The 25,831-nt window shown below is 36.2% G+C and carries 33 protein-coding genes; 3 read left to right on the top strand and 30 right to left on the bottom strand.

The genetic code is table 11. From position 1 onward, the window contains the following. Positions 1-215 precede the first annotated feature (215 nt). Entirely contained in the window at positions 216-1,493 is a 1,278-nt protein-coding gene (gene serS, locus IJE64_RS06860; RefSeq protein WP_292783901.1) for a serine--tRNA ligase, read from the bottom strand. A gap of 120 nt (positions 1,494-1,613) precedes the next feature. After that, positions 1,614-1,985, bottom strand: a complete 372-nt coding sequence (locus IJE64_RS06865; RefSeq protein WP_292783904.1) for a helix-turn-helix domain-containing protein — start codon at positions 1,983-1,985, stop codon at positions 1,614-1,616. Between the two features lie 182 nt (positions 1,986-2,167). Here IJE64_RS06865 and IJE64_RS06870 point away from each other — a divergent pair, with 182 nt between their 5' ends. Both IJE64_RS06870 and IJE64_RS06875 read left to right on the top strand, forming a co-directional pair. Continuing rightward, complete coding sequence (locus IJE64_RS06870; protein ID WP_292783907.1) at positions 2,168-2,341, top strand: hypothetical protein; 174 nt, start codon at positions 2,168-2,170, stop codon at positions 2,339-2,341. Positions 2,342-2,506: 165 nt separating this feature from the next. After that, positions 2,507-2,836, top strand: a complete 330-nt coding sequence (locus IJE64_RS06875) for a hypothetical protein (RefSeq protein ID WP_292783909.1) — start codon at positions 2,507-2,509, stop codon at positions 2,834-2,836. Positions 2,837-2,884: 48 nt separating this feature from the next. On the opposite strand, the gene IJE64_RS06880 is transcribed toward IJE64_RS06875, so the two are convergent. The 26 genes from IJE64_RS06880 to IJE64_RS07005 all read right to left on the bottom strand — a co-directional run bounded on the left by IJE64_RS06880 (position 2,885) and on the right by IJE64_RS07005 (position 23,066). After that, positions 2,885-3,235, bottom strand: coding sequence for an arsenate reductase family protein (locus tag IJE64_RS06880; RefSeq protein ID WP_292783912.1), 351 nt, complete (start codon positions 3,233-3,235; stop codon positions 2,885-2,887). A 22-nt stretch (positions 3,236-3,257) separates the two neighbouring features. Further along, positions 3,258-3,902, bottom strand: coding sequence for an HAD family hydrolase (locus IJE64_RS06885; RefSeq protein WP_292783915.1), 645 nt, complete (start codon positions 3,900-3,902; stop codon positions 3,258-3,260). Positions 3,903-3,956: 54 nt separating this feature from the next. Continuing rightward, complete coding sequence (locus tag IJE64_RS06890) at positions 3,957-5,147, bottom strand: MFS transporter (RefSeq protein WP_292783916.1); 1,191 nt, start codon at positions 5,145-5,147, stop codon at positions 3,957-3,959. A gap of 221 nt (positions 5,148-5,368) precedes the next feature. After that, positions 5,369-5,794, bottom strand: coding sequence for a hypothetical protein (locus IJE64_RS06895; protein WP_292783919.1), 426 nt, complete (start codon positions 5,792-5,794; stop codon positions 5,369-5,371). Between the two features lie 69 nt (positions 5,795-5,863). Beyond that, positions 5,864-6,601 carry a type II CAAX prenyl endopeptidase Rce1 family protein gene (locus tag IJE64_RS06900; RefSeq protein WP_292783922.1) on the bottom strand — a complete coding sequence of 246 codons (738 nt, stop codon included), beginning with the start codon at positions 6,599-6,601 and terminating at the stop codon, positions 5,864-5,866. A 357-nt stretch (positions 6,602-6,958) separates the two neighbouring features. Further along, a complete protein-coding gene (locus IJE64_RS06905; RefSeq protein WP_292783925.1) occupies positions 6,959-7,168 on the bottom strand; it encodes a hypothetical protein in 210 nt (69 codons plus the stop codon). 436 nt (positions 7,169-7,604) lie between these two features. Further along, the gene (locus IJE64_RS06910) at positions 7,605-7,760 is read right to left on the bottom strand and encodes a hypothetical protein (protein ID WP_292783927.1); all 156 of its coding nucleotides are present in this window, start codon (positions 7,758-7,760) and stop codon (positions 7,605-7,607) included. Next, entirely contained in the window at positions 7,753-9,237 is a 1,485-nt protein-coding gene (locus tag IJE64_RS06915) for a phage minor head protein (protein ID WP_292783930.1), read from the bottom strand. The genes IJE64_RS06910 and IJE64_RS06915 overlap by 8 nt, the downstream gene beginning before the upstream one ends. 3 nt (positions 9,238-9,240) lie before the next feature. Then, positions 9,241-9,372: a hypothetical protein gene (locus IJE64_RS06920; protein ID WP_292783933.1), complete on the bottom strand. Its 132-nt coding sequence runs from the start codon at positions 9,370-9,372 to the stop codon at positions 9,241-9,243. A gap of 243 nt (positions 9,373-9,615) precedes the next feature. Then, on the bottom strand, positions 9,616-9,969 hold the full coding sequence (locus IJE64_RS06925) for an XkdF-like putative serine protease domain-containing protein (RefSeq protein ID WP_292783936.1): 354 nt from the start codon (positions 9,967-9,969) through the stop codon (positions 9,616-9,618). A 361-nt stretch (positions 9,970-10,330) separates the two neighbouring features. Beyond that, positions 10,331-10,588: a hypothetical protein gene (locus IJE64_RS06930; RefSeq protein ID WP_292783939.1), complete on the bottom strand. Its 258-nt coding sequence runs from the start codon at positions 10,586-10,588 to the stop codon at positions 10,331-10,333. Positions 10,589-10,829: 241 nt separating this feature from the next. Next, on the bottom strand, positions 10,830-11,087 hold the full coding sequence (locus IJE64_RS06935) for a hypothetical protein (RefSeq protein WP_292783942.1): 258 nt from the start codon (positions 11,085-11,087) through the stop codon (positions 10,830-10,832). Between the two features lie 27 nt (positions 11,088-11,114). Next, on the bottom strand, positions 11,115-11,390 hold the full coding sequence (locus IJE64_RS06940; RefSeq protein ID WP_292783945.1) for a hypothetical protein: 276 nt from the start codon (positions 11,388-11,390) through the stop codon (positions 11,115-11,117). Positions 11,391-11,493: 103 nt separating this feature from the next. Next, positions 11,494-11,772, bottom strand: a complete 279-nt coding sequence (locus tag IJE64_RS06945) for a hypothetical protein (protein WP_292783948.1) — start codon at positions 11,770-11,772, stop codon at positions 11,494-11,496. 352 nt (positions 11,773-12,124) lie between these two features. Next, positions 12,125-13,120, bottom strand: a complete 996-nt coding sequence (cas1, locus tag IJE64_RS06950; RefSeq protein ID WP_292783951.1) for a CRISPR-associated endonuclease Cas1 — start codon at positions 13,118-13,120, stop codon at positions 12,125-12,127. After that, complete coding sequence (gene cas2, locus IJE64_RS06955; protein ID WP_292784120.1) at positions 13,120-13,338, bottom strand: CRISPR-associated endonuclease Cas2; 219 nt, start codon at positions 13,336-13,338, stop codon at positions 13,120-13,122. The genes cas1 and cas2 overlap by 1 nt, the downstream gene beginning before the upstream one ends. Positions 13,339-13,414: 76 nt before the next feature. Further along, entirely contained in the window at positions 13,415-13,900 is a 486-nt protein-coding gene (locus IJE64_RS06960; protein ID WP_292783953.1) for a methylated-DNA--[protein]-cysteine S-methyltransferase, read from the bottom strand. 138 nt (positions 13,901-14,038) lie between these two features. Next, positions 14,039-14,836 carry a Ni-sirohydrochlorin a,c-diamide reductive cyclase ATP-dependent reductase subunit gene (cfbC, locus tag IJE64_RS06965; RefSeq protein ID WP_292784122.1) on the bottom strand — a complete coding sequence of 266 codons (798 nt, stop codon included), beginning with the start codon at positions 14,834-14,836 and terminating at the stop codon, positions 14,039-14,041. Beyond that, positions 14,829-16,076, bottom strand: coding sequence for a U32 family peptidase (locus IJE64_RS06970; protein WP_292783956.1), 1,248 nt, complete (start codon positions 16,074-16,076; stop codon positions 14,829-14,831). Before IJE64_RS06970 ends, cfbC begins: the two co-directional genes overlap by 8 nt. A gap of 6 nt (positions 16,077-16,082) precedes the next feature. After that, on the bottom strand, positions 16,083-17,504 hold the full coding sequence (gene purF / locus IJE64_RS06975; RefSeq protein WP_292783960.1) for an amidophosphoribosyltransferase: 1,422 nt from the start codon (positions 17,502-17,504) through the stop codon (positions 16,083-16,085). A gap of 72 nt (positions 17,505-17,576) precedes the next feature. Next, positions 17,577-18,473, bottom strand: a complete 897-nt coding sequence (locus IJE64_RS06980; RefSeq protein WP_292783963.1) for a hypothetical protein — start codon at positions 18,471-18,473, stop codon at positions 17,577-17,579. 9 nt (positions 18,474-18,482) lie between these two features. Next, on the bottom strand, positions 18,483-19,451 hold the full coding sequence (gene galE / locus IJE64_RS06985) for a UDP-glucose 4-epimerase GalE (protein ID WP_292783966.1): 969 nt from the start codon (positions 19,449-19,451) through the stop codon (positions 18,483-18,485). 9 nt (positions 19,452-19,460) lie between these two features. Next, positions 19,461-20,639, bottom strand: a complete 1,179-nt coding sequence (locus IJE64_RS06990; RefSeq protein ID WP_292783968.1) for an NAD(P)/FAD-dependent oxidoreductase — start codon at positions 20,637-20,639, stop codon at positions 19,461-19,463. Between the two features lie 4 nt (positions 20,640-20,643). Further along, positions 20,644-20,811 carry a 4Fe-4S binding protein gene (locus IJE64_RS06995; RefSeq protein ID WP_292609466.1) on the bottom strand — a complete coding sequence of 56 codons (168 nt, stop codon included), beginning with the start codon at positions 20,809-20,811 and terminating at the stop codon, positions 20,644-20,646. Between the two features lie 122 nt (positions 20,812-20,933). Next, complete coding sequence (locus IJE64_RS07000) at positions 20,934-21,359, bottom strand: universal stress protein (RefSeq protein ID WP_292783970.1); 426 nt, start codon at positions 21,357-21,359, stop codon at positions 20,934-20,936. Continuing rightward, the gene (locus IJE64_RS07005) at positions 21,360-23,066 is read right to left on the bottom strand and encodes an ATP-binding cassette domain-containing protein (RefSeq protein WP_292783973.1); all 1,707 of its coding nucleotides are present in this window, start codon (positions 23,064-23,066) and stop codon (positions 21,360-21,362) included. Positions 23,067-23,153: 87 nt separating this feature from the next. Here IJE64_RS07005 and IJE64_RS07010 point away from each other — a divergent pair, with 87 nt between their 5' ends. Continuing rightward, positions 23,154-23,447 (top strand): hypothetical protein, encoded by a 294-nt coding sequence (locus IJE64_RS07010; protein ID WP_292783976.1) that lies wholly within the window; start codon positions 23,154-23,156, stop codon positions 23,445-23,447. Here IJE64_RS07010 and IJE64_RS07015 read toward each other — a convergent pair. Next, on the bottom strand, positions 23,444-23,980 hold the full coding sequence (locus IJE64_RS07015; RefSeq protein WP_292783979.1) for a zinc ribbon domain-containing protein: 537 nt from the start codon (positions 23,978-23,980) through the stop codon (positions 23,444-23,446). The two genes, IJE64_RS07010 and IJE64_RS07015, sit on opposite strands and share 4 nt — an antisense overlap. Before the next feature lie 99 nt (positions 23,981-24,079). After that, the gene (gene uvrC, locus IJE64_RS07020; RefSeq protein WP_292783982.1) at positions 24,080-25,831 is read right to left on the bottom strand and encodes an excinuclease ABC subunit UvrC; all 1,752 of its coding nucleotides are present in this window, start codon (positions 25,829-25,831) and stop codon (positions 24,080-24,082) included.

The raw sequence follows: 25,831 nt of genomic DNA on the forward strand, positions 1-25,831 counted from the left end.
TTTTATTTTTTTAACTCAATGAAATTTCTATTCTTTTATTTATCATTGAATAAAATCAGTATTAACAATCAGGGATGGTTTTGAAATTAAAAACAGAAAAAGTATTGTTATTTTGCCGCACTAACTCATCAATAGAATATAAGATAAGTGAAATCGGCAGTCTTGCATTTCACATAGAATTTTAAGTAATGAAAAAAGTTAAAAAATAATATGAATTATTTTTTAGCTTCTATTTTTGTTTTTCCATTCATGTAAGGGACCAACACTTCAGGAATCTTAACGCTGCCGTCAGCCTGCTGATAGTTTTCCAGAATGCAGCACATTGTCCTTTCGGTTGCAATGGCTGTACTGTTTAGGGTGTGCAGGATTTGGGCATCTCCAGAGCCTGCCCTTCCGACACGTGTCTTGGTTTTTCTAGCCTGATAATCCTTACAGTTAGTGCATGAAACCAATTCCCTGAATGCTCCTGAGCCTGGGAACCATGCTTCAAGGTCGTATTTGATGGAAGCATTATCGTTAAGGGCTGATGACACGATAGCTATTATCTGATATGGAAGGCCCAATTTCTGATAGATTCTCTCGGTCACTTCCATCAGGTGATCATGCTGATTTCTTGAATCCTCAGGGGTTGAGTAGATGAACTGCTCTATCTTTTCAAACTGATGGACCCTGAATATTCCTAGGGTGTCCTTTCCATGTGAGCCTGCCTCTTTTCTAAAGCAGGTTGAAAGTGCGCAGTATCTTAAAGGCAAATCGTCAGGTGATATGATTTCATCCCTGTGAAGAGCGGCCAGGGTCTGTTCTGCAGTTGCAATAAGGTACATGTCCTCGTTTTCCACCTTGTATAAGGTCTCTTCAAATTCACCAAGCTCTGAAGTTTCCGCTGCAACTTCCCCCTTTACAAAGAACGGTGTCTGCATTGGGATGTATCCTTCAGCTTCAAGTTCGGAAAGCGCAAATTGAATCAGGGCCAGATTAAGGTGCAGGATGTCTCTTTTCAGGTAGTAAAAGCGAGCCCCTGCAATGCTTGCCGCAGTTTCAAGGTCGGCTCCGTCAATCTTGTTTATCAAATCAACATGGTTTAAAAGTTCAAAATCATGCTCAGGGATTTCGCCGTAGGTCCTCACGACCACATTGTCATCTTCAGTGTCGGAAATAGGAACGTCCTCATCGATTATGTTTCCTACCTTGTATCTGTAATCCTCTCTGAGTTTTAAATATTCAGCATTTTTAGCAGTCAATTCCTTGATTTCGGCTGCCACTTCTTTAGACCTTTTGATTACCTCGTCCAAATTGCCTTCTTCTTTTGCTTTTTTAAATGATTTGGACAATTTGTTTTTTTCAGACCTTAAAGAATTCAGTTTTCTTTCACCTTCTCTCCATAAGGTGTCATACTCGATTACCTTTTCAACATTTTCTGTGTCTCTAAATCTTTTCTTTTCAGAGTCAATGATTAATTCTGGATTTTCTCTGAACAATTTAATATCTAACAATTTTTGTCCCCTAAATATTTTATACACTTTTAATTTTGATTTTTTTGTTTTTTAAAGTTATTGATGAAAATTAAAAAAAGTAGGTATAATATGGCTTCATCAGCCATATCATTAAAGTTATCATAACAATGCTTGCCTAAATTCAGCTTTCACATCATTTTTAATCTTATCTGAGTAGGTTTCCTCATTGACCCCCACCATAGCTATTTCATACAGTATCCTGTTTAGGGATTTTCCCTTTTCAGTCAATTTGTATCTTACATTTTTCCTGTCATACCGATCGGCAATACGATGAATCAAACCGTTTTTCTCCATATCTTTCAGGCAGTTGCTTAAGACCTTGTTTGAAAGTTCAGGTTTATCTTCCTTAAATTCATGAAAACGGGATTTACCAAAGAATAAATCACGTATGATCTGAATTACCCATTTCTTATTGATTAATTTGACAACTAATTCTATAGGGCATGATTTAATATATTTATTAGTTTCCATGATGGCATCCTCCTAAAAATCGATAGGCTATAATGACTTGTTTTTAAAGTATATAAACCTTTCGTTTTTTGGTGAGTGAATGGTTACAAAAAGCATTTATATGCCATCATTATAAGTTGTTATTGAAAGCTACACCCATGGCTTTCAACTTTGAGGAGATAGCACAGTTAAACTGAATGAAAATGAGTAGTTTTTCTAAACATAACGCAGGATGTCTTGAATATGAAATCAATAAATATTCTTTAAGTTCTGTTAGAAACAACATCAATAGAATTGACTTTGCATCATGCCTAATGAACCACCATAGGATTATTTCCTCCATATATTCATTGGATTTCAAAAAAGGAATTTTTTGATATGCATTGCGCATTACCTCCAAATTCGAACTCAAATAACCCATTTTCCTACAAAAAAAAGGTAAATCAAAAAAATTCCTGCTATCTCACCTTTTTTTAATATTAGTAAACTATTTATCTAAATATGATACAAACTATTTATAAGAATTAAAAAGGTGACATGATATGGAAATTAAATACAACCAAAGATCTTTCAGCTATCCGAGCATAATCAAGGGTCTAATCCACGAAGTGAGCAAAAAAGATTTTGACTTCTTCCAGATAGTATATTCAAATGACAATTATGGAGATTTCTACAAGGAAGAAGACACCCTAATAGAGTTCAGAGAGGACCACATCAAGGAAACCTGCGAAAATGGGGATGTAATATACTGGAATTACTCAAACATCTCCAGAATTGTGGTGTCCAACAACTCACAGTCAAAAGAAGATAAAGAAGAGACAGATGTCTTTGAAGACGATGACGACTGGACAGGACACAGAATCCAGTTTTAAAAAATAATTTGTATTGAATTTGACAATTCAATACTCAAAAACCTTTTTTTATAATAATTTTTCTTCCCATTCCTTGACTTTGAATCCGACCAGAACAAAGTCGTCGCCAACGACGATTGGCCTTTTTACAAGCATTCCATCTGTTGCTAAGATTTCAAACTGTTCCTCTTCAGACATGTCTGGGAGCTTGTCCTTTAACTTGTTTTCACGATATATCTTGCCGCTAGTGTTGAAAAATCTTTTCAACGGCAAGTCAGACTTTTTATACCAGGCCTCGATTTCACCAGCATTCGGATTGTCTTCGACAATGTGTCTGGATTCATATTCGATGTCGTGTTCATCTAACCAGTTTTTTGCTTTGCGGCAAGTTGAGCATTTTGGGTATTGTACGAATAACATAATATTTAATTTGGTTTTGAAATTAGAAATACTTTATTATTTCAGACATGTCATCGACAACACCTAAAACATGCGGGTTTTCAAAGTCCTTTTGATTTCCATATCCCCATCTTACCAAAATGCAATCTATTCCTGCATTTTCAGCAGTTTTGATGTCTGTTGCGGAATCCCCTATATAGATTGCTTCATCAGCATCGACACCGGCCTTTTCAAGAACTCTATTGACTCCATAGGGATTTGGCTTTGACGGATTGGGATAACTGTGGCCTTCGATGGCTGTAAAGTCAATGCCTGAAAAATGCCTTTCAACGAACTCATTTAATGAATAGTTCAATCTGTTTGAGTTGATGGCAAGCAATATGTTTCGGTCTTGTAGATTTTCAAGAAGATCAAGAGAATCAGGAAACGGAACTGTCAAATCCTTTTTAGATGAATTGTAAAAATCAAGATATGTTTCCTTCACTTCCTCTACATTTTGGGGAGTGCTGTTTTCCCCCAGCACCAATGAGACAATCTCATCGATGTTTCCGCCCAAGCATGGAATGTATTCCTCGCGCGTCATGGTGGGAAATCCATAGATTTCCAAAACCCTGTTAAAACAGATTACTACATCACATATGGAATCGAACAATGTTCCATCAAAATCAAAAATTGCGAGCTTTTTCATGGTTTAGAATCTGTAAAAGTAAATATTTAAAACTTTCTTAAATCCTTTAAAGGTTTAATTTCCCTTCCTTAATGCATACACTGCTATTGGAAGGGCCAATATTGTGATGAATGAGGATATTAAATAAACGGGAGCATATCCGCTGGTTGCAGAAACAAAGCTTCCAAGCAGTGCCGGACCGAAGCCCATTGTCGCATCACAGAATATGAAAAATGTGGATACCGCATAGGAGCGGCGATGTTCGGAACTGTTTCTTGTAACAATTGTTGTGCATGCCGAATTAAGTGTTCCGAATCCTAAGGCAGCACAGACTGCACATACAATGACCGTCAATGTTGAAGGATATACTGCAATCAAAAACAAACCTACTGACTGTGCTATGATGCCTGTAAAGCAGATTATTCTATCCCCATGCCTATCCTGAATCTTGCCTGCTATCGGCCTTGACAGGACCAGGACAACCGAATAGATTATGAAGAACCATGAAAATGCAGTTGTCAGGTTAACCTCAACGGCATAGAGCCTGTAAAATGAGAGGATTGAAACGTAACCGAGACTTGTCAGTGCGGTGAAAAGGGATACTGGAATTGCCTTAATTTCAAAGACCTTTTCAATTCCACTATAGCCATCATCCTCTTTTTTAACCTTCTCAGGATTGTTTCCAGGGTCGTGTGCACTCACATCGACAAAATAAATAAAAATCAGTGCAAGTGCAGAAAAGACACTTGCAGCTCCAAAACAGCCGTATGGGCCAACGCAGTCATATAGAAATCCACTGATATATGGGCCGAGTCCCACAGCTATTGTGGTTCCAAGCATGAAATAGCCGAAAGCCTCTCCGAAACGCTTTTTTGGAAGCACGTCAGAGGCTATTGTAACTATCGCATTGGCCGTTGCTCCAAAACCGATTCCGTGAATGAATCGAACCGCCAAAAGCAAGGTCACGTCACTGACTACAAAATACAAAAGACATGATAGAAAATGAATGCTCATGAATACCAAAGCTATCTTTTTCCAGCCGACTTTTTCCAAGGCATTTCCGGAATAGATTCTGGAGCAAAGCCCTCCGAAAATATACAATCCAGACACTAGCCCGGCAATGGTGGCTGATGATCCTAGAGCTGTGGCATACTCTGTTACAGTTGACATTAAAGCATACATCACCAAAGCTGAAAACAGCAGCGCCCCAAAGACCAGAAAGAATGGCTTCGTAAAAATCTTTTCATCGTTCACATTGGCATTCATTAATTATAATTAGTAAAATGAAATTTAAAATAGTTTCTATGAAAAAAAGAGGGAAAAAAGTAAAATTTTGAGTTGAGGTTAACTGAAGCTGGGAACAGTCAATATTTCATCATGCTGTTCAACTTCTCTGGGCATAACATCCATTTGCCATACCTCTTCTTTCAGTTTTCAACTGGATTAATTGCTTTATACAAGAACCATAAATCCTGTTATAAACAAGTCTAAGTTAATTTAAATGATTCTAAAATTGCCTTTCCAGAATTCAAATCATCAAAAATCACTGCAACCCAATAATCATCACTGAAATATACTCCTTCATACCCTCCATAGTTAGTTTCTAGAAGTGTAAATTCTCCAACGGACCCGATTTTTTTATATCCATCATCTTCAATAAAACTGTTGATGACTTCATCCGCATCCTTTTTAACGGACATGATCAAAACTGAGACATTTCCGTTTGGAGTGTCATAATCATACATTTCCGTATTATTGCCTCCAAGATCAAAAGAAATATTTCCTGTTCTCTGGCCATCTATAAATAATGTAAATTTTCCGAAATTCTCTTCATGAGCCACTGCACTAACTGCAGCGGCACTTGCCATAATTACAAAAATTACAAACAATGCTAAAATAATTTTTCTCTTCATGCTTTCCCTCCTTATTATATTTTAAAAAATATTTAAAGTTAAATTATTAAAATCCTTTTTAGAGCGATGCTACATTGCCCCCATTATCATGAACGGCAGGAATATCACAAAATCTATCATGAGATGTGTAATGTATGAGTTCACGATATTTTTTGTTTTAACATATGGGCATATGTGGAATACGCAACCGATGCCTATGAGCAACATGCATTGCGCAATATTGAAGTCATAGGTTGGCATATGAATCAAACCGAACAATATGCATGCACCCACAATTCCTACAATAATTGAATTTTTCCTGTTTTTTGTGACGTGATAAGCCGCTGCCATAACTATCAGGAATATGGTGATTTTAAATAATTCCTCACCAAACAATGAGACCAGCAGATCGACTGTGACCAATAGCGGAGCTGCAGCTGCCGCTTCACCCAGAGGATTGCTTGTTCCAACAACTCCAAACATCTCCAATATCATGTTAATCGCCATTGTAGAGACTAAATAAGCTATTGCACATAATATTACTACCTTCATGTCCTTTAATTTTGGCATTTTAATAATCAGGCCCAATTTTCCCTTGCAGCAGTACGCCAATGGTATCAAGATAATCAGAATGTCCACAATAGCTGCCAATGGAAACGGCCAATGCTCATATCCTGGAATATATGCTGCCAGTCCAAAATAGAATGCGATTGTCAATATTACTCCAAACGTCAATACCGCCCATCCTATTATTGAAACTGACGGTTTACCGTTATAAAATGGAAAATCCAAATCATTTTCCTCAAATTTAAAAAAATCATTGCCCATGCATAATTTCTCCACAGATGTTATGATGTTATTTTTTTATTTCATCGTATTAAACTTTTTTTTCGACTTTTCAAAATTAAATCATTAAAAGCAGTGGTTTGATTCTGTGCAGAATTTGTCATATCTTAATGCGAAATGCGATTCGACTAGCTCAAGCTAATGGTTGAAATAGCTTTGCTGATATTCATTAAAACTAGCCCTAATTTAATTAAATAGACTATTTATCGTAAATTCTAATCATCAATTATAAAGTTATGGATAATTGATTAACTAATCAGTTAAAACACTAAACGTTTCACAAAACAGACTGATTTTTCATTTCCCTATTTAATCATGTCTTCAAGCAAATGTACCAGTTCACTTTTTCGAATTTCTGTATGCAAAATATGCTGCAAGTATCAGGCAGACTATTGCAATCACGGCAAATATCATGGCATATAGATAAAACATTGATGCATCATGAATATGAATCATCATGTCATGATGATGCGCTGTCGCATAGCAGTATATCGCAACTATTGCTGAGATGACTCCTGCAATCGCTGAAATTATTAGTTTTGCATCCATAATCCCCTCTCCTTTTTTGTTATGGCATTCTTTTTGTATTTAAACATATATAATGTTATAAGCTCTGTGCCTCTTTTCGCACTTCCTCATTTAAGTCTCTGTTTTGAATAATAGCTCAACTAATATTCAGTTAAAACTTACCATGGAAAAAAAATCAATGCTTCTACCAACACACATAAAAAAAAATTTATGGTCTATTGTTTTTCCTTTTATTAAAACCAGAGGAGGAAAAAACACACAAACTAAAAATGGTCGTGGACATCGAAGCAAAAGAGCCTGTGAGCAGTTTAACCCCTATGCTCAGGGGGAACTTAAAGTAACGAAATGACCATGAAAAAAAGTTGATAGCATACGCTAACATCTCAGAATTATTGTTATAAAAAAAGTAGTTAATATTAAAAGTTTTTTTTACAAATACAATTTAAGAAATAGAAATTTAATTATCTAATAATTTATCAAGTTTTTTATGGAGATTTCTTTCCCATTCTTTAAACGTAATTTTTCCTGAAAGAAGTTGTTGCTCTAACTCTTTAGTTTCAGTATGATCAAAATCTAAATCAACATTTACAGGATTCTTTTTTGAATTAGTCATCTTTAGAAACTCTCCTAAAACTCATATATTTATTTAGTACTTCATTATTTAAATAATTATCCCAAAGAGCCTCAGCCCCAAATTCTACAGTAGGATTATTCAATTTTCGCTGCATCATATTCTTATAATCATCATAAGCAGCATTTACAATATCATTAACATTATTTTTTGCATTCTGACCAAATTCCACTATGAAAATATCTTTAGGGGTATGGACCATCATGCCTTTCATATTAATATCTTCATTCTTCAAAGCTTCATAAAAATCCTCAAAGTTGAAAGGTTCAAGACTTATATGACTATGTGCAGAGAATACATCATTATTCTTATAAAATGATAGATGTTCAGAACTTAAAGTCACATGATTTTCTTCATAATTTGTAACATAATCACTAACTTTCCCAGTTGTTAAATTAATTACATAACCATATTCACGAGATTTCCATTTACCATTTCTAACATATTGATCGAACCCCAACATATTATCCTTAATAATAATAGGATACTCTGAAGGAATTTTAGAGGGATCCAACCCCATAAACTCTCCAGTATAACGATGATTGGATAAATCTTTAAATTCCAATGGGGTTAAATCTACAATATAAGGTTCTTCTGGAGGTTCACCTTTACTTTCCCATACACTTAGGTATGTGCATCTGCATAATGGATGGAATGGTGGGAACTTCCCATTTTTAATTAGTTTGATGATATTGTGAACTCTTTCTTCTCCACGATTCGCAAAAGTTATATTATCATCATCGTTGAATTCAAAAGCATATCTTAAACATAGTTGGCAAACATTATTATCTTCAGCAGTTAAAAGTTTAACTTCAATATAACCTTCATTGATATATGATTGTAGTATTCCAGTATTTTGCACTCTTGATATTTCAGTTCTCGCAATCATTGTTGCTCTTTGTCTAGGTGTGAAGTTAGATCCTTCAAGTCTTTCCCCTGCAATACTTAGTATTTTTGGAGCAACAGTGTAAGGGTGTTCACCTGCAATAACTGCTTCATTAATTTTATTTTTTATTTGGATTCGAGTATCATTGTCTATTTTACTTATTAAATGATAATTGTAATCTCTCGCTATTTTAATAGCTTGTTTATCTGCTTCAGTATACTTGATATGCTCTCGCATATCAGTGTAACCTTTGGCTTTGCCTCTACGATAAACTTCATTAAGCAATGCTTCAACACTAGGATATTTACCCTCAAGTATACTATCCCATTCATCTTCCAATGATTGGAATACTTCAACTTGGTATTCTGCTTCACCGAAGAAATAATCTCTTGCTTCTTCAGATTCTAACCAACGTATACTTGCATCAATCTGACTATCCAATAAATTCATTATCAAATCATAATATCGGATAGTTTTTGGATCTTCAACTTTAGTGATGTCGAATTCATCCCACATGTCAAAGTAATCCAATAACATATGATTAGTGACGAGCTTCTCTTTAAGAATAGACATGGTTTAATACATCCTTTTTAATCTTTCAAGGATAATTGATTTATTTAATTCTTTATCCACTTCCTGTGGTGTGATTAATACTGATTGGTCTAGGTTTTCAGGACTTGTTGCAATAGCATATTGACTATAATTCATTGGGACATTACCCCATTCAACAGGTTCCAAACCATAACCAGTTCTAACTTCATTTATATAAGTAGTTCCGTTACGTAATTGCTTATCTTCAATTTCGGCACGGTTTAATTTATTCTCATGATCTTCACGAATAAACTCAAATAATTCTTGGAATCCACTACGGCCTAAGTTTTTATTGAATGCATCTTCAATTACTTTACAACTAGTGTTAATGTTTTGAATAATAGCTCAACTAATATTCAGTTAAAACGCAGTTTGCACTGCTTCGGGGTCAGTAATCATGGATGACAACATCCAAGTACCGCGAGGGTATGATTTTTGAGAACCGTTTAATAATGTAAAACTAGTGTCCTTGTCCAAAATAAAAGATTCAACAGGGTCTCCGATGGTTTCTCCGGTAAACTGGAACTTATGTTCCTCATCGTTTAATCGGTAATCATGGTAAGTTTTTTCAAAATAGTTTATTTGTTCAACGGTTAAAGGAGGTTCACCACGGCTAAAATCACAATCCGGTACTCCAGGTATCATGACGGGAGCGGTGAGTATAACTGAACCATCTGGTTGTTGTTTAACAATATTGTTAGTGATAGCAGTCAACCCCCTTACAGTCTTTTTTTTAGAGAACTAAACCCCTAGTTTGAATCAGACCTATACCTTAAATTTTTTAAAAAAAGAATTTTAAAATAAGAATTTAGTTCTCTTCAATATACACTGTAAGGGATAAAATTCCGAAATAAAAATTAGTGGGTGTTGCAGGATTTGAACCTACAATTGTTGGTCTGGAGCCAACTGTACTAGCCAGATTATACTAAACACCCCAAAAAATAGTAAAAAATATTAGTAAGCGGGAGTCGGCCGGACTTGCACCACACAACTTCAAAGACTACATATACCTAGGAGTTTCATCTTTGCGTTTTACTCGTTAAACTACATACTCCAAAAAAATAGTAAAAAAAGATTATAAAGATTTCTCAATAGTATCAACAGGTCTAGATAATAGTAATGGTTCATTAAAAATTTTATCCCAATTCCACTCACGACTATCATAATACCCACAATCAGATTTATATAAACTTTTTATGAAATTAGGATCCCATTCCAACAGATTATCCAACTCAATTAATATTTGTTTTTTTTCATCTGGAGTTGTGTCTCTTAAAAGCAATTCAATTACTTTTTTTTCATACTCTTCATAAGTTAATGGATATTTTCCCATAAATCTCATCCTCTCAATACTTTTATTAAATTTTCAAAATTAACCCCAAATGTTGATTCAAATAACATTTTATTATCCCTAATCTCTTCAGCAGCAGGATAATCTTTACTGATGTTTACATCACTGTAAAAGTCAACATCAAATTCATATTTGCTTTCTGTTTTGAATAATAGCTCAACTAATATTCAGTTAAAACAAAAAAAAATAAGTAAAAAAATAGTTAGATGTGTACTAATACACCTTAATAAATAACATTAGGATCTTCATCCAACAAGACAAGATCTCCTGGACGTGAAGGACGGTATAATGGATTAGGTTCTATAAGCTCACTAAGTAAGTTATCTTTTTGATCATATAATCTGATACGCCTATATTTTCCACTGATTCTACCTCTCCAACTCCATGTTCCAGTTTCACTTGTTGCAAAATCCATTTTTATGGTCATACCATTTGGTAATTCCATAATATCTAATTCATCATCACCAACACGTGTTAACATATTTAATCACCACCTAATCTTTGAATATTATTCTTCAATGAGAAAATCTTTAAATTCAGGATGTTTCTTAATCCATATAAGAAACTCCTCATCCCGTTCTTTCCAATGAAGTTTTCTGGATTTAGATAATTTCCAAGCTAATTCAGAAGCATATCCATTACCATCATCCAACAATCCTTCTTGATCAAGAAACTCCATATATCCAAATTCATCTATTTCCTCAAGAATGCGTACCGGGAGAAAACCTGGATATTTCTCCAATTCTTTCCGTTTAGCTTTGATTGCATCATAATTAATTTCCAAACAAATCACTCCTATATGTTTTGAATAATAGCTCAACTAATATTCAGTTAAAACTAAGCTCAGTGACCCAATGAGCAATTCAAGAATGAAAATAAAATAATTGTTATTCTGTTATTAAGTCTAAAGTACTTACAGCAGTACCTATCATACCCTCATCAGTAAAAGCAAGATTAGGGTACTCGGGATAATCATTCACATATCGATCATAATCATAACATTCATTTATATATTCATGTTTCATATCTTCAAGACCCATTTTACTATTGATGTACTCTAATTTAATATCCATGGGCCAGGTACTGTGTTCTAGGTATAATTCTTTAACTCGTTTAATGAACTCTTCTTCAGTCATGGGATATTTAGACTCATCAATTTTTTTCATAAAATAACCTCCGGAATATTCATAAACTATCATCCCTTACTTTCTCTGCAACATCGTAAGCAGTTAAATCTCCTTCTCCTTCACTAGCCTCAACAACATCATAAAAATCATATTTAGTTTGTTTTGAATAATAGCTCAACTAATATTCAGTTAAAACACTACCCAATTTTAGTTATTTTAGTTATTTAAAGTATTTATAATTCCCCATTAAAATATTTTCTTAGGACTTGAAAATTTACATCAAAAATATGGAAGTCGTCCTTAAAAACTTTAAAAACTAAACTTAAATTCATGATTATTCATCAATTTTTTAAGGACTAAAATTCTTAAAATAAAATTTGACTAGTCGTCCTCACCAGTGCAATCTAAATCCTCTAAATTTTTCTTCATTTATAATTGTTTTTACCAGATTGTTTGATTGATTATTGATGATTTCTGCATAAGTTAATTCTTCCCCATTGTAATTAATTGTGGAGTGAATTTTTTCCTGTATTTTGCCAACTATCAATTTTCTCTTCTCCAATTTTATCGAGTTATTTCTCTTATCCAAATCATCTGTTGTCACTCGATTTCTATTAACTAGATTGATAACAGTTTTATCAACAATCTGTTGGCGAAAATCTTCAATCAGGTCATATACCAAACTAGTTCTTTTATCCATATCAAAGTGCAATAACCCACAGTATGGGTCCAAACCATTGATTAAAATTGATTTTGTTATTTCACTTGCCAATATCGCATATCCATAATTCAACATTGAATTTAACAGATCCGTTGGTTTTTTTGTTCTTTTTTCAAATCCTATTTTTTGAGGAACTAGTAATTTGATAGCATTCCAATATTCATGGGAAGCCTTACCTTCACAACCCATTATCTTCATTTTAACATTTTCATGATTATTGGTTAGTTTAATTGAATTCAATTCATTTATCTGTTTTGATATATTTCCCCTACACTCATCAACAAGAGAAATCCTTTTTCGTTTATTCAATGTTGTCAATGTTGATTTTTGATTAATCATTTTAGATTTGATTATTTCACGGGCTATATTAATTCCTTTTTTGTTTTCACTTAGTTGATACTGCAGTTTTTTAAGTTTCACATTTCCCCAATCGGGAGATTCCAAAATATAATTTAACTTGCCGAAATAATCAAAAGAAATCAATTTAATGTTGTTTTGAGCCATTAATGTCAATGCGTCAAAAGTTATGTATCCTTTTCCGATTATTACAACACTTGAAATTCTGCTTGCCTTTATAGCATCTAAAATATTTTCCTTTTCCTTGATGATGATTTGATTATCCTTTTTGTGGAGGGATTTGTTGTATCCGTCGATTAAAATATTCATTAGAACACCCTATAGAAATCTTCCTGGAATTTAATTTTTCGTCCGAGATTCTCCTTTTTTGAATAGCACTTTTCACATAATGGAAAAATTAGTACACTGTCCTTTTGGCGGATGACCAATTTAATCTGATTTTTTAAATCATCTAATTCTAGATTATCCAGTTTTCCAATATATGCATTGCTTTGAATTTTTCTAAGTCCAAAATGTCTATAATACATCTTCAATTTTTAATCTGTTAGTCTTAAAGTTAATATCAAAAATAGCTAGAATATTCATATTAATACATTGGCTAAATCAAATTATGCTTTTTTCCAATTTCAGCAAAGCTGCCTTTTTATCGATTCCTGCCGCATAGCCCGTTAGCTTTCCGTTTGAACCTATCACCCTGTGGCAAGGTATCAGGATTGAAATCTGATTATGCCCTACGGCCCCTCCAACCGCCTGAGCAGACATTTCAGGCGATATCTTGGATGCAATTTCTCCATAGGTTGATGTTTCGCCATACGGGATTTCAGACAGCACTTTCCAGACTTTCACTCTAAATTCGCTGCCTTTGGGTTTCAGCTTGAAATCAATGTCAGGATTCAAGCCGTTAAAGTAATCGTCAAGCCAGTCCTTGACTTTTCTAAAAATAGCCAAATCATCATTTTCAACAATATCTCCAGAAATTGATGATAAGAAATGCTTTTGGCCGTAAAACCAAACGCCGCAAATAGCTTCGCCGTCACTTACAATCAGCATGTCCCCTATAGGTGATTTGTAATCCGTTGAATAGTGCATATATAATCCCTTTCAATCAATGTCAAGACTGCAGTTGGAGTTCCTATGAAATCCCTCCATCATTATTGGGGCATGCCTCCACACAGCATGAGTTAAAAAAAAATCAGAATGCCGTTTATCTTTCTAAGCGAAATCATGTTAATCCCTATAAAATTTGAAAAATTCCTCGAATTCCTCATCATCCATAGGCTCTGGAGTTGAGACGTTTTCATTAGACATAATGCTTGAAGCAAGGTCTCTGTATTCTTGTGCTTCTTCACTTTCAGGGTATTTTTCTACAACGGTTTTTGCATCTAATTCAGCGTCTTGAATTAAATTGCTCCTATGGATTGTGCCAACTACATGAGTTCCTATCTTTTCAGCGAATTCATTGACTATTTCCTCTTCCCTTTCGACATTCCTGCAGTTGCATACAATGCCGCTTAAGTTTCCCTTAAGCTTCTTGACGCCCCGAACAATATTGTTTGCCGCATAAAGTGACATGTACTCGCCAGAGGTTACGATAAGCACCTCATCGGCATACTTTTCACGCAAGGGAACTGAAAATCCTCCGCAGACAACGTCCCCCAACACGTCATAAACGACAACATCCAAATCGTCATTGAAAATATCAAGCTTTTCAAGCCTTTTCATGGCCACAATAACGCCACGTCCTGCACATCCAACACCCGGCTCAGGACCTCCGCTTTCAACGCATTGAATTCCTTTAAAACCTGTGAAAACCAAATCATCCTTTTCAGGAGCTCTATTGTCCTTTAAAGTGTTGACTACAGTTGGAATTCTTTTCCCATATAATGTGCGTGTGGTGTCCGCCTTCGGATCGCATCCGATTACAAGGCAGTTCAAATCATCGCTTGCCCATACGGCAGACAGGTTAGCCACTGTTGTGCTTTTTCCTATTCCACCCTTTCCGTAAATGGCTATTTTCTTAATCATCATTATTCCTCTCAACCAGCTTATAGACGAAATCGTTTTGCCTTACTTTCTCATCAATGGCTATCGCCACATTGCAACCTCTTGAAACCTCACTGACGCTTTCCCCTTCAATCTGCATCGAATCGATTGTGTGGGTAATGGATCCTGTGGTCCGGCCCTGAATCATTATCAGATCTCCCAAAGCCAAATCATCCCATATCCTTATTTCTGCGGCCTTCACCTTACTGTAGTAGTTTACAACCTGACCTATATCCTTTTTGATGTATTTGGACTGATTGTCTTCGCTTCTCTCAAATGGAGTTGAAAAGTAAAAGTTAGTGTCGAATCCACGGTTGAATACACTTGAAAGCTCATCCATCCATTCACTTTTAACCTCATAATTCAAGGAGTCATTCTCATAATCGTCAATTGCCTGCCTGTACACGCCGGTCACCATAGCTCCATAATCCGGACTTCGCGCCCTTCCCTCTATCTTAAATGATGCTACACCGCTTTCGATGAGTTCAGGAATGTGCTCTATCATGCACATGTCCTTTGGAGAAAAGAAGTTTGTCCTGTAGCTTGCATCATCGCTTCCGGTGATTAGGAATGTCTCATCCTCAACATCCGAGAAATTGATGACATTGTCATCCCCCTCTTCATATGTCAATGTCCAGTTCTTGCGGCAGGGCTGCAGGCAATCTCCGCAATTGGCGCTTCGGCCATAAAGCCCATAGCTTAAAAAGCAGCGCCCTGAAATCGCCATGCATATCGCTCCATGAATGAATATCTCCGTTTCAATCGGGGATTTTTCAGTGATTTCAGTGATTTCTGCCAGTGAAAGTTCGCGGGAAAGAATTGCCCTTTTTGCACCCAGTTTCTTCAGGGTCTTAAGGGTATAAGAATTAGTAACGTTTTCCTGAACGCTGATGTGGGCTTCAAGCCCATGTGCAACGGTTTTATCAATCAATCCGATGTCCGATAAAATTAGCCCATCAATTTCAGATGCGGAAATCCTCTCCAGATTGCTTTCAAGCTCACCGGCCAACCTTTCGTTTAGGATTACATTTGTGCATAAATAGGTTTTAGCCCCATATTCGTTGGCGATTTTGGATACTTCGGATAAGTCATCCAGTGAAAAGTTTTTTGCATTGGCCCTCATGTTATAGTCATCAAGGCCAAAATAGACTGCATCTGCACCGTTTTCCAAAACTGCACGCAGTGAAATGAAATTTCCTGCAGGAGCTAATAGTTCTACCATAAATATCTAAGGTTTGTAGTAGGTTTCAGCTTCAAGACCTTCAGGAATTTCTGTAGGATACTCTTCATTCAGACATCCCAGACATAAGTTCTCTTCAGGCATTCCGATAGCTTTGACTAAAGCAGGAAGTGTAATGTATCCCAAAGAGTCAATGTCAAGCTGTTTTCTGATTTCATCAGGAGAATAATTGGCTGCAATCAATTCTTTTTTGGTTGCCATAGCCACTCCATAGAAACATGGTGCAACAACAGGAGGGCAGCCTACTAAAAAGTGAATCTCAGCAGGCCCCGCTTCCTTTACTAGGTCAAGCAGCTGTTTGGAAGTGGTTCCCCTTACAATACTGTCATCGATTAATACAATCTTTTTGCCTTTAATTGCATCTTTTATAGGGTTCAACTTGACTCTTACCGCAAGTTCCCTCTCTTCCTGGGTCGGCATGATGAATGTTCTTCCGACATATCTGTTTTTGATTAATCCTTCACCATATGGAATTCCGGAAGCTCTTGAATAACCGACAGCTGCAGGGATTGATGAATCGGGAACTGGAATTACCAAATCAGCATCAATTGGATACAATTCATGCAATTGACGGCCGATATTCATCCTAGTCTCATAAACATTGATGCCGTCAATGGTACTGTCGGGTCTTGCAAAGTACACGTATTCAAACATGCAGTGTGAAAGCTTGCATTTTCCTGCGCTTTCCAACATGTGTGAGTTGATTTCATCGTTTTTAAAGTAAACTACCTCTCCAGGCACAACATCTCTAATGTATTCAGCATTGATTACATCAAAGGCTACGGTTTCAGAAGCCAAAATATATTCATCGTCTTTTTTTGCAATGGCAAGAGGCTTGATTCCCATAGGATCCCTTACTGCATACAATTCTCCATCGACCAGAATTGTCAATGCATATGACCCCACAAGCTTTTTGCATACTGCTTCAATGGCTGCTAAAACGTCCTTATCGTTATCGTAATGCTCTTTTTTAAGAAGGTAACATATCACTTCAGAATCACAATCGGATTTGAAATAAAAACCTTCATCGATGAGTTCATTTTTTAACTCTTGAGAATTAACGATATCACCATTATGGGCCATTGCAATAAATCCATCACCGAAATCAGTTACAAAAGGCTGTGAATTTTCCAGTTTTGATTGACCAGTTGTTGAATATCTTACATGGCCGATTGCTCTGTTTCCTGTTAAGCTATGGATATCATAATCCCTAAATACATCGGTTATTAAACCCATACCACAGTAATGATTCAAACCTTTTTCTGGATTAAAAGTAGCTATTCCTGCTGATTCCTGGCCCCTATGTTGTAAAGCATATAAACAATAATAAACAAAGGATGCAACATTTTTAGATTCATCAATAGAGTGAATTCCAACTATACCGCACTTGTCTTCTATATCTCCTTGCATAAGCAAACTCCCAATAAATAGTATAATTATAATTATGGCTAAACTACTATAAAATAATAATGTTTAGCATCATCAATCCCAGAAATTCTCAAAAGCATTTGGAATGTCATATTCCTCTCGAACTTCCGGAACTTTTTTTTCAGGTGCAGCATCATCCAAATCCTTCTTTAAATCATCAGAATTATCATCCACAAATATCAATGCGGTTCTGACAATGTTCAACCATTCAATGGCCTTTTCTTTTGATTGTGCAGCAATATGATTTTGGCCAACGATGATGTTGTCTGGCTTAAACCTGTTTGTGGCTATGACAATTCTTTCGCCGTCATTCAAGTCCTGCCTGAATGTATCCTGCCAGAGTTCTTCAAGATTGAAGACTTCCAGGATGTCTTTAGAGTAAATGTCCTCATAACGCAATTTAAAAGCAGAAAAATCTGATTTTATCTCATCTATATCTTCCATCAATTCCTTGTTTTCCTGAGATAAAACTTCATTTTCTTTTATTAGCTGATTATAATCATCCAGTAAGTTATTGTAGTTATGAGTTACCTTCATGAGCTTGTTTTCCAATGCATGGATATTAATCAAATTCAAAGAATAGGACAGTGTTGACTTTATTATTGAATTTAGAATCTCCTTTTCGGCCAGTTGAAAATCGATTGATTCATCTTCAATGACGATGTTGTTATAATCAAACAATCCAATATTATTAAAATCAGTTTTCAGTTCATTAAACAGAATGTTATATGTTTCATCATGCCCATATCCGCCAATCAGCAAAATGTCCGCACCGCTGGCAACTTTCTTAACAATGCTCAATTCTACAGTCGGAATGATGGATGAAACAATTATATTATAATCATTCTCAAGTTGGATGTTGTTTACTGCCTTTGACACCAGCTGTGCAATATCCAATCCTGAAACTATTATTCTTACATCGATTTTTGATTCGTGGTTTTCATTTTCCATGAAAATTACCTAAATTACATTTATTTTTTCATGCCAATTCCAGGCAGACTCTACAATCTGCTCCAGATCATATTGTGGAGTCCAACCCAATTCATCTTTAATTTTAGTTGAATCAGCTATCAGTATTGCAGGATCGCCTTCACGACGCTTATCTATTTTTACTTCAAAATCACGCTTAGTGACCTTCTTGCACATGTCAATGACTTCACGAACGGAATATCCTTCACCGTTTCCCAAATTGAATATGTTTGATTCTTTTTCTTTGCATAGATATTCATATGCCTTGATATGCGCATCCGCAAGGTCGTTTACATGAATGTAATCGCGAATGCATGTCCCATCGGGAGTGTCGTAATCATCACCAAAAATAGAAATGCTGTCCCTTTTTCCGATGGCCGCATCTAAAACTAAAGGTATCAAGTGAGTTTCAGGGTCATGCAATTCCCCTATCTCACCATCAAAATCACAGCCTGCCGCATTGAAATATCTCAAAGATACATAATTGAAATCACCTTTTTCGGCTTCCCTTTGTAAAGCCTTTTCGGTGATGAATTTGGAGTGTCCGTAAGGGTTGATTGGTTTTAAGTCAGTATCTTCAGTAATTGGAATCTTTTCAGGGTTTCCATAAACGGCGGCAGTTGAAGAAAGAATAAATTTATCCACACCAAATTCTCTCATAACCTTTAGGAGATTCAATGTGTTTTTATAGTTATTCTTGAAGTATTTTTGAGGAAGTTCAACGGATTCGGCTACGGATGAAAATGCAGCGAAGTGTATCACGCCATCGACGTCATACTTTTCAAAAACCTCCCTAATGTCAGCGCTGCCGAAGTCATAGTTTTCAAATTCCCCCCATTTGACGAAATTCTCATAACCCTTGCAAAGGTTATCTACAACAACGGTATCGTAACCTGCATTATGGAGAGCCTTATTGGTATGGGCTCCGATATATCCTGCTCCACCAGTAACCAAAATCATTGAAAACACCTAAATGAACTTACCTAATTTGAGGAAAGCTTTTGGAGATATTTTTATTAATTTTTTAACGATTTCAGTGGTTGAAATTTTATCAAAGCTTTCTCCTTCGAATGCATGGCCCAATTCATCCAGCTCATCATCGGACAATGTGAGCAAGTATTCCTGTACTTTCTTATATCTTTTAATTTCATGGTCCAGCTCTTCATGTGCCATCTTGTCATATAACTTCAAGAATTTTTTGGAGCAGTCTTCCTTAATGGCCTGTGCTGCCACTTGACCGGCACACATTCCACCAGTCATTCCAGAAATGATTCCTCCACCGGTCAATGGGTTTACCTGACCTGCGGCATCTCCAACAACCATGATATTATCAGCATAAAGCTTTTTGGTCATTCCTCCAACAGGGTCTCCTCCGACATTCAACTCAACGGCCTGAGCATTCTTCAAGTAAGGGCTATTGGCTACAAAGTCATCCAAATATTCCTTGGCTGTCTTTTCTGCCTTGTGAGGAAGGACTGCCAAACCTACATTTGCAATGTCATCCCCTTTAGGGAAGATCCATACGTATCCTCCAGGAGCGCAGGAACCTAAGTAAAATTCGATTACTCCCGGCTTTTCAAATTCAACATTGCACATTTCGTATTGAACACCAGATTCCATTTCTTTTGCTTTTGCAGCTGGCCTTAATCCAGCCCATCTTGCAATGTGTCCTTCAGGACCATCAGCAGCGATTAAGATTTTACATTTGAAAACTTCTTCTTTTCCCATTGATTCTGTTTTAACAATGTATCCATTATCAATTTTTTCAATTCCGGTTACTAAAGTTTTTATCCTAATTTCAGCACCAGCTCTTGCAGCATCCATTGCCATATGTTTATCAAACACTTTCCTTTCAAGAATATAACCCGCTTCAGGTATTTTCACTTGGTCTTCGGTTAGCCAGATATCGGTTCCGTCTGGTGTCTGAATCCTTACTCCTTCAATCTTTTTGGTAATCCAGCGAGGGGAAGGTTCGATTCCCAATTTTTCAAGTCCCTGAATTGAAACCCCTTCAGCGCATCTTTTTGGAGAACCAATTTCAGATTTCTTATCCATCAAAATAACTTTTGCGCCACCTAATGCGGCATGTTTAGCTGCAGAAGAACCTGCAGGTCCAGAACCTACTACTATTACATCAGTTTCAATCATAAAATCAATCCTCTTTTTCTAAAGCATCAATTGGACATGCCTTAATGCATGTGTCACAATCCTTACAATCATCATCATTAAATACCAAAGCGTACTCTCTTACTTGTATCAAATTTCTTGGACAAACTCCTGCACATTCACCACAGAATGAGCACCAATCTTTTACAATCATAAAATATCTCCTTAAATTAAATAGTTTAAGTTATAAATACTAAGTTTCTTATTATATTTAAAAGTTTAGTTAAAAATAGCTATAAAATGTATAAAAAAAGAAAATAAAATAAATTAAATTACTTATTTAATCAGTAACACTGGAACATCAGAATTTCTCAAGAGTCTTTCGGAGACCGAACCTATTTGAGTATCTGAAACATCATTTTCATCAAATGACACGAATCGATTGTTATTCGCTCCATGGGCATGAATAACAACCAAATCGGCACGGGTCTGGTCAACGATGAATTTCATGTCCCTTAATGGGTCTGCAGTAAGCAGATGCCCTATAACTTCAACTCCTACCTCATCGGCTCTTTTAGTGATTTTTGCCAAAATCGCATCCCCTGAATCCTCTTCGGAATCATAGCTATTTAATGAAAATTCCTCCAGGACATGGACTGCAGCAATTTTGGATGAAAACTTTTGAGCTATTTCAATGGCAACCTCTGCCGCATCATACCCGTATTCAGATCCGTCAACCGGAACGCAAATGACATCAAACATCTAGCAATCCCCTTTCAAGTAATCCGCATGGCAGAAATCAATGAAATTGTCAACAATCCCATCAATGTCTTCGCTGTCATCGACTATCTTTCCATCATCCATGAAAATTGCCCTATTGCTCAATTCCTTGATAAAATCAGTGTTATGGGAAATCATTACAACGGTGATTCCATATTCCTTGGAAATCTTTTTAAGTGAATTTGTAACATCCCTTAAGGTAACAGGGTCCAGATCACCGAACGGCTCATCCAAGAGCAAGAATTTAGGTCTTGAAACCAAAATCAACGCAAGCATTACACGTACCTTTTGACCTCCTGACAGTTCATATGACTTTCTATGCAGTATGTCCAAATCCAAATCAAGGCTTTCAAAAATATCGGCCACCGCTTCTTTGGTTGCGGTTTCGGGAAATCTTGGGAACAGGTCATTTAATATTTCCGCATCAAGTCCTATCTGTTCCAGACGATTTTTCGCTTCAGATTCCGGCAAGTCTGTTAAGAGATAAAATGAATCCAGAAGCTCTTCGCCGATTCCGATTTTCCTGGCTCTTTCCTGCGCATCCTTCACGATGTTTTCATTCTTATATCCCAATCTTGTAGCCAGCTGGCTCAATACTGTTGCATAATGGGTGAGCGCAAATTCCTGATGCATGAAACCCAATTTGGAACGTATCTTCATACGGCTCATGCCCGGAATTTCAATATCTCTCCACTCTCCATCGACATAATAGAACACATCACCCTCATCCGGATAGTCAAGTCCACCTAGCATCCTTAAAAGAACAGTTTTTCCAGCTCCGCTTGGACCGATTATGCTTAAAATATTCTCCTTTTGAACTTTGAAATTGATATCTTCCATCTGAAGGACTTCACCGCCTGTCAGCAAATAGAATCTCTTTTTGATATCGCGGGCATCAATGACATCCTCATCTGTAGAGATGTTTTCAATGTCCACGACAGGTTCCATATCGGCCATGAATTTATCGCAAATCTCTTCAGGAGTTCCTTCATCGGAAATTTCACCGTCTTCAAGTAAAATAACCCTATCTGCCAGATACTTCTGGACATCAGGCAAATGGGAAACCAGAACGACAGTAATGTTTAATTCATTATTGATTTTTTTAACTGCATCCAATATTTCCTGCTTGGTTTTAGGGCATGCCATAGTTGCAGGTTCATCCAAAAGCAATGCTTTAGGTCGTTTGGCAAGTTGACGGGCCATGATGAGTCTTTGCTTTTCACCACCACTAAGCACTGAAGCATAGTGGTCCTTTTTATGAGTAAGTGAAACCAGTTCCAAAAGTTCATCCGCTTCATCACCGAATTCGCTTTCAGCAACTTCAAAATTAGTATCTCCCTCATCAAAGTATTCCCTTGCATACAGTTTTCTTAATACGTTTTCACGCACTGTATCCGGCCATAAACCGAAAGATCTTTGAAGATGAATTGCAGTTTCTTTTTTAAGATTATTGTAATAGTATTGAGAAGATTTTTCGTTGATGCTAACATCTCCAACAGTAACGCTTCCAGCATCAATATGTTCAACTCCCCTTAAAGCCCTTAAGAGTGTTGTTTTACCGGAACCGCTTTTTCCCATGATTCCAAGAATCTCGCCTTCCTTGACTTCAAAACTGACATCCTTAAGCGCCTTGACTTTAGTTCCATCATCCAATTCATAATCTTTACTTACATTTTCAACTTTTATCATTCTCATGCCCCATTTTATAATATATAATCTATATTCATGAAACTATTTATATTTTATAGACATATAATTAAAAAATAAGTGATTAAAATGGCTAGCGACAATAAAGTTCAAGAATATATCGACAGTTTAGAACAGGAAAAAATAATGATTGAAACTCATTTTGCAAATATGGAAAGAATGCTAAAGGACGATCCTAAATTAGACCAGCAAAAAGCATTCGGACTACTGTCTAACTTTCACACATTAAATATTCAATATGAGCAATTATGTAATGACCTGATTACATTCCTCAGGATATTTAAGGATGATGAAAATGAAATCCGACTCTACAAAACCGATGAGCTTGTAGAGCTATTGGAAGAGAAAGTTAATCAATTTTAGCTATTATAGAAAATTGATACACTATCATGGCCACCTGTAGTTGAGTTTTCAGCTACAACTTCACCATTTCTTAAAAGTTGGATTTTAATTTCTCCTTCGCCGCTTAATTTTTGGGCATTTATCTTTACATTATCCCATGCAGCGCAATTAAGTGTAAATGTATTTTCACCAGAACCTGATTTTCCAACCAAATAGTCCGGATCACCCATTTCAGCATACCAAGTACCATTGTATGAAATTACAACTTGATATGGATGGGAAGATGCCTGTTGCTGACTTCCATCATCGTAAATAACATTTAATGACTCATTATTTGAAGGTTGGGAATTATTATAAATAAAGGAAAATAATAACAAAGCAACAATAATAATACCCAAAACTATTAATATTTTTTTACCCAATCCTACATTCCATCTGCCAGTATTGGTCTTTTTAGGTTTAGTACTTTTATTGCTGGAAAGTAGGTATGCGCAATTATCACAATAAACAGATGAGGATGCATTTTCATATCCGCATCTTGGACATTTTACCATAAATTAATACCTTTCAATATTTCTTATGAAAACTTTTAAAAATACTTATATTTAAATGTAATGGAAAATGAGTGGTTTTTTCTATAACTTAATTTAAGATTAGTGATAATAATTATAGACATTTTCAGCCGTTTTTTGATTCATACCCTCTATTTTAGCTAAATCAGATATTGATGCCTTTTTAATATTATCTATTGTGCCAAATTCTTTTAAAAGATTCATCTTCCTTTTTTTGCCAATTCCAGCAATATCATCAAGTGAAGAGGCTGATATATCCTTACTACGGAGTTTTCTATGATATGTAATTGCAAAGCGATGGGATTCATCCCTCACCTGCTGAAGCAAATGCAATGCCTTATTGTTTTTAGGAATGATGATAGGTCGCTTTGAGTTTGGGACATATATCTCTTCGAATTCCTTTGCAAGACCGATAATCGGTATATGAGTAAGATTCAATTCATCCAACACTCCGCAGGCCATGCCCAACTGTCCTTTGCCTCCATCGATGACAATGAGGTCCGGTTCTGGGTCCCTATCCACCATTTTTAATCTTCGGGTCAGCAATTCCTCCATCATGGCAAAATCGTTAGGACCGGGAGTTTCCATTTTGAAATGTTTATACCTTTTTTTATTGGGTTTTCCGTCCTGAAATGAAACCTTAGAACCGACTGCAAACTTGCCTGAAATATTACTTATATCATATCCTTCTATAACATGAGGCAACTTTTCAAGTTTTAGGTATTTCTTAAGTTCGATCAATGCAGATTCCATCTTTTTCTTTTGGTGTTTAATAATTTCAGCATTTTTACGGGCCATTTTGACAAGACGCAACTTGACACCTTTTTGAGGAACTTTAATGTGAACCTTATTTCCCCTTAAATCGCTTAGCCATTCCTCCAGCAATCCTTTCTCATCAATGTCTTCATCCAAAATAATCTGCTTTGGAACATGCCTGTTATATCCATAATACTGCTGTATAAATGCAAACATGATCTCAGAGGCGGAATCATATTGGGATGCGCTCATCAAAAAGTCATCCTGGCCAACAATCTTGCCGTTTCTTATGGGCATTATGATAACTACAACCTCGTCCTCATCCTGAGCGATAGCTATTACATCCTGGTCCAAATCATCGTCCACCAAATCAACGAACTGCTTTTCCATAATCTCCTCAATGGAAGCAATCTGGTCTCTTAAGACAGCGGCTTTCTCAAACTCCTCATTGTCTGCAGCCGCCATCATTTCACTCTTGAGATTCCTTACGATGGCAGAATACTTGCCCTGGAAAAACAAGTCAATCTTATTTATGATTTCAGAGTATTCCTCTTGTGAGATATTGCCGTCGCAAGGCGCATAGCATAAATCAATTTGGGAATTTAAACATGGCCCGTCCATGTTTCGGCAAGTCCTGATTTTAAATAATGACTTTAAAAATTTCACCGTTTGCTTGACTGAACCCACATCAGTAAACGGACCGTAATAGATTCCGTTTTTAGTAATGTTTCTTGTAATCAGCAGCCTTGGAAACTTCTCATCGGTAATCTTTACATATGGATACCTCTTATCATCCTTCAGTTGTACATTATATCTGGGACGATGCTTCTTTATCAAGTTTGCTTCAAGAATTAAGGCCTCCTTTTCGGAATTGGTGACGATATATTCCAAGCTGTGAAAATGGCTCATCAGAATTTGAGTCTTTGGCCTGTCTAGCTTTTCTCGAAAATAAGACTTTACCCTTTTTATAAGATTTTTAGCCTTGCCGATGTAGATAATGGTGTCTTCCTTATCCCTCATGATATAGACGCCGGGCTTATTGGGCAAGTTATCCGGAGATTTGACTTTTGTAGACAT

Origin of the sequence: Methanobrevibacter sp. (assembly GCF_017409525.1) — an archaeon.
Lineage (GTDB): Archaea > Methanobacteriota > Methanobacteria > Methanobacteriales > Methanobacteriaceae > Methanocatella.